The sequence below is a fragment of the Candidatus Paceibacterota bacterium genome (assembly GCA_041660505.1).
In the GTDB taxonomy this organism is placed as follows: Bacteria; Patescibacteriota; Minisyncoccia; order Phycocordibacterales; family JACRKE01; genus JBAZWG01.
This window is the reverse complement of record JBAZWG010000008.1, coordinates 1-4,300: the sequence shown is the minus strand read 5'-3', so window position 1 is coordinate 4,300 and position 4,300 is coordinate 1. Positions and strand designations below refer to the sequence as shown.

2 protein-coding genes are annotated in these 4,300 nt (G+C 47.7%); both read right to left on the bottom strand.

Annotated features, from left to right (window positions below; all coding sequences use genetic code 11):
* Positions 1-495: nucleoside-diphosphate kinase (locus WC764_04710; protein MFA6006995.1), on the bottom strand; the 495-nt coding region annotated here is incomplete at its 3' end.
* An 821-nt stretch (positions 496-1,316) separates the two neighbouring features.
* On the bottom strand, positions 1,317-2,993 hold the full coding sequence (locus tag WC764_04705; GenBank protein MFA6006994.1) for a hypothetical protein: 1,677 nt from the start codon (positions 2,991-2,993) through the stop codon (positions 1,317-1,319).
* Positions 2,994-4,300: the final 1,307 nt, after the last annotated feature.

The window sequence follows — 4,300 nt, the reverse complement described above, 5'->3', positions numbered from 1 at the left end:
CTCCCTGTTTGCCTCATCAACATCCCCCGATGCATGCATCAGGTTCCGCACCGAACGACTCTCCGCATCCGACTGCATAAAATCATCGATCGTTAAATCTCCTCTGATCGTCCCGATATCAGCCGTTAACGGATTAGTCCCGCCAATCATGTTCCGCACCGACTGCACCGCCGTATTTCCTTCCAAGACAAATGCCAGCACTGGACCAGTCGATATATATCTGATATTGCTTTCCCGCACACGCTGGCCGATTTCTAGCGCTGTCTCCTTCATCTCAACACCTTTTTCCTTGGCATTCGCCAATGCTTTCTCCCCTATTCCTGTTAAATATTCTTTATCGTCCGCGTAGTGCTCACCTACCAGCTTCTTATTTGGCCATACCAGCTTCATCCCCACGATCTTCAAGCCTGCTTTCTCAAACCGGCCCACTATTTCTCCGATCAATCCTCTTTGTATTCCATCCGGTTTTATAATCGCCAATGTTCTTTCAATCATCGCTTTTTTGTTAAAAATATTAATGAGTAATCAGTACCTTAAATTGTTAAACATTTCAACTATTATTGTAATCTATTTTCATCCGCCGTTAAAAAGAGCCCTGAACCAGAACAAAGTAAGATTCAGGGCTGGAGCGAAACAAACGTCTACACGTCATTACAAACACTTGTACCCGCGTCTCGCTCAAACGTATACATTCCTCCTTTCGTCTATAAAGACAGCTCGCCCAACGCACACGAAGACAGATAGTTTATATATAATTCTAGGAGTTTTTGCAAGAAAAAGCCCTGAACTAGAGCTGGGCACAGTTCAGGGCGGGAGCGAGACAAGCACCGACACGTCGCTTAGACACTTCCTGCCACGTCTCTCTCTAAAGGTGTGCACACGCTTGAATGTCAATTAGACCACCGCTCATACGCACACTTAAAGAACAAAGTCTTTTATATATGAATAGTCGGATCTCGGCAAGAAAAAAGCCCTGGACTAGAGCTGGGCACAGTTCAGGGCGGGAGCAAGACACCCCATAAAACGTCATTTAAGACAGAAGCATTCACGTCTCACTCAAAAGGTATGCAATTCAAGCCACGTCGCTCGGACACAAGAAAGATCGCACACCAAAAGAACTAATTGGTTATATACGATCTCCTTATTTAAAGCAAGAAAAAAGCCTTGAACCGTACAAAACTCTATATTTAGGCAAACCCTAAACAAGAGAATCGCACGATTCAAGGCAAGGGCAAGGCATCAGAACGGACGTCATTAAGACACGCCAGGCCACGCCGCTCAAGTCCATCAAGTTTCGAATATCTGGTTATTTGCAGCTAGTCATCGCAAATACCCTCAAGCCACAGCAGGTCTTGAAGATCTTGTACTTCTGCACGACGTTGTCGTTCCGCATCCTCCTCAATTCTCGTCCACTCCAGGAACAAATGATCCACGAATTTACTGCGCGTCCGCCACAAAGCCATCTTTTGAATGTGGCCAGGTGTGAACCGTTTCTTTATCACCTTTTTTTTAAAACCGTTACTCACCTCTTCCACTTCCTCTTCCACGATTTCCGGATGTTTCTCGCGCATCTTCTGCTTGATCTGGAGAAATCTTTTCCCCCAATCACTATCCGGATGTCTATTGAACTGATCACCAAGCAGCCATAATGTCTGCCTGGCCACTCCGGAGGAGTTAAAGACCTCACCCATTCGACGACGGGGAAACTGCAGATGACTCGGCAACCGTTCGCCCTTCTTGTCATGACTGTTAACATGTACCCCGCAAAACTTTCGCAACTTGGCTTTGCCTTTAGATAACAGGCGACCGCGCTCCCGATGACACGAACTAGCTTGTCGTAAATGATTCGCTTGTTCATGCTTACCGTTAGCTTCTTGCCAACGAGCCACCAGTCCCAGCACTTCGCAACGTCCCATATCTTCCCTGATCTGATCCTTTACATGATGTTGGTCCCGAGCAAAACCACCCTTCTGTTCAAACAGGCGGCTCTGCTGGTACATCTCCTCCATGCGCGCCGGATCAACCCAGAACCGTCGAATATCGCTGATAGGAACAATCAATCCGGCCGCTAATCGTGTACCACAGCCAACAATGTCATCAAACACCAGATCCCACAAGGCCATATTCTTAACGGACTTTTCCAGCTCACGAGAGTATTTCCGTTCCTCATCGTCACTGCTTCCATAAATCACGTCGTTAGCCAGTTCCGCTGCCGCCAAGTCCTCAATCACTCCTTCCGGAAAATGTCCTTCCTCATTCAAAAAAATCTTACCTACCATCCGTTGCTCGAGCCGTTGCCCGCACGCGATTCGCGATTTCATTGCACTCATCCGCAGACTGAACGCTTCCTTAGTGCGAATCATGTCTCGATCCCGTCGGCGCACGAGATAAAACAACGATCTCTCCCGCTGCAGCAGACTAGCTATCAGCAAATGATCATCCTCTTTGGTAGCATCACCACGTTTATCGGCCAGTGAAAAAGGCGGCAAACGATACACCTCTGCCCCAACCTCTTCGCCGCGCCGCGAAAGCGCAGACGCATATCTGTCGCCAGATCCGCCCAGCACCATGCCAACCATATCGCCGTACTTCAAACCTTCATAGGTGACAGGTATTTGCGTGACAATTATCATCACTGCTTTTCCCGACTTTGGATCCAAAATTTTCAGCACATGTGAAGGATGAAGAGTAGTCACTTCCTCGCCGTCCTTCACTTTACGAGACTTGCAGTGGCGAACTCGCACCCCTTCCGCCGATTCCTCCGTGCAATACATGATTTCTTCATCATCCCTCACCTTACGCCAGGCAATGGGAAAACGGTGCATCAGGAAATCCAGTTCGACCGTGTCTGACTCCAAATCATAGGTCACCATCTGGCCGCCTTCCGCAATCGCCACCGTTGTCGGCCTGGCCTCCCCCTCTTTCGTCCGCTTCCGCCGATGTCGGATACCAATAAAACGCGTCATCACAAACCCCTTTCGTCTAAAAGACATTACGGGAAAACTCACAAACACTGCCTCAATTGTAAAGAACCCGCGCTGTTATGAGTTTAAGTAAAACCCAAGCAGCAGCTATCCTTGATTACCAGAAATAACCCTGGCTGTCAATCACAAAACGTCGTATATTAGCGGATATTTGTGTTCCTCCCCTGCCTTGCCCGCCGTAGCTTTATGCAAAGGCTGGGCCTCGCCAAGCGACTTGTCGTCCGAAGCTTTAGCGTAGGATGAAGCCCCCGCCAGCTGGCAGAGCGAAGTTTGGATAATGGGAGGTACTATTTTTGTTCCCCCTGATAAGGGAAATAGAGGGGTTTTGGGCAGTTCTACTCAGTCTTGTGAGCTCGTACCTATGTTCTTGCTTGCGGTTCATAAAAAAATGACTTATAACCAATGAGTTCTTTATAGGTGTGCGTGAGACTAGTTGTCTAATCGACGTATGCAGGAGTGCACACCTTTGAGCGAAACGTAGTACCGATTGTCCTAATGACGTTGCAGGTCTTGTCTCGCTCCCGCCCTGAACTATGCTTACTTGGCTCCAGTTCAGGGTTTTTTTCTTGCTTAAATTAAGGAAATCTTATATAACCAATTAGTTCTTTTAGGTGTGCGAGAAGGCCCATGTCCATTCGACGTATAACAGGTTGCACACCATTGAGCGAGACGTCAAAGTATGTGTCTTAGGACTTGAAGCAGGTTGTCTCGCTCTCGCCCTGAACTGTGTTTTTCTTAAACTCCAGTTCAGGGTTTTTTCTTGCCATCTTCTACCCATTCACATATAAACAACATTGTTCTTTAATAAGGTGTGCGTGCGTTCGAATGTCTTTTTGACTTGACTGAGTATGCACTCCTTGGAGCGAGATGGCGATGATGTTGTCTTAAAATGACGTAGGCCGACGTGTCTCACTCTCACCCTGAACTGTGTTTTTCTTAAACTCCAGTTCAGGGTTTTTTCTTGCCATCTCACCCTGTCCACCCCGGGGGTGGACATAAGGGAATTATTTATTGCCAAGATCCGACTATTCATCTATAAAAGACTTTGTTCTTTAGCGTGCGTAACAGAGATTGTCTTAGTGACGTGATCACTTATGCACGCCTATGGGCGAAACGTGCAAGAAATTGTCTATTAGACTTATTGCGATATGTCTCGCTCTAGCCCTGAACTATGCCCAGCTCTAGTTCAGGGCTCGTATCTTAGAACCTAACAGTCGTTAGGTTCTTTTTCATTTACGCTAGAAGTGCGGTCCACGGGAGAGGAGGAGGCAGCGCCGACGGGGCTTAGGGCCTTGCCCTTGGCAGGGGCTCTCGAA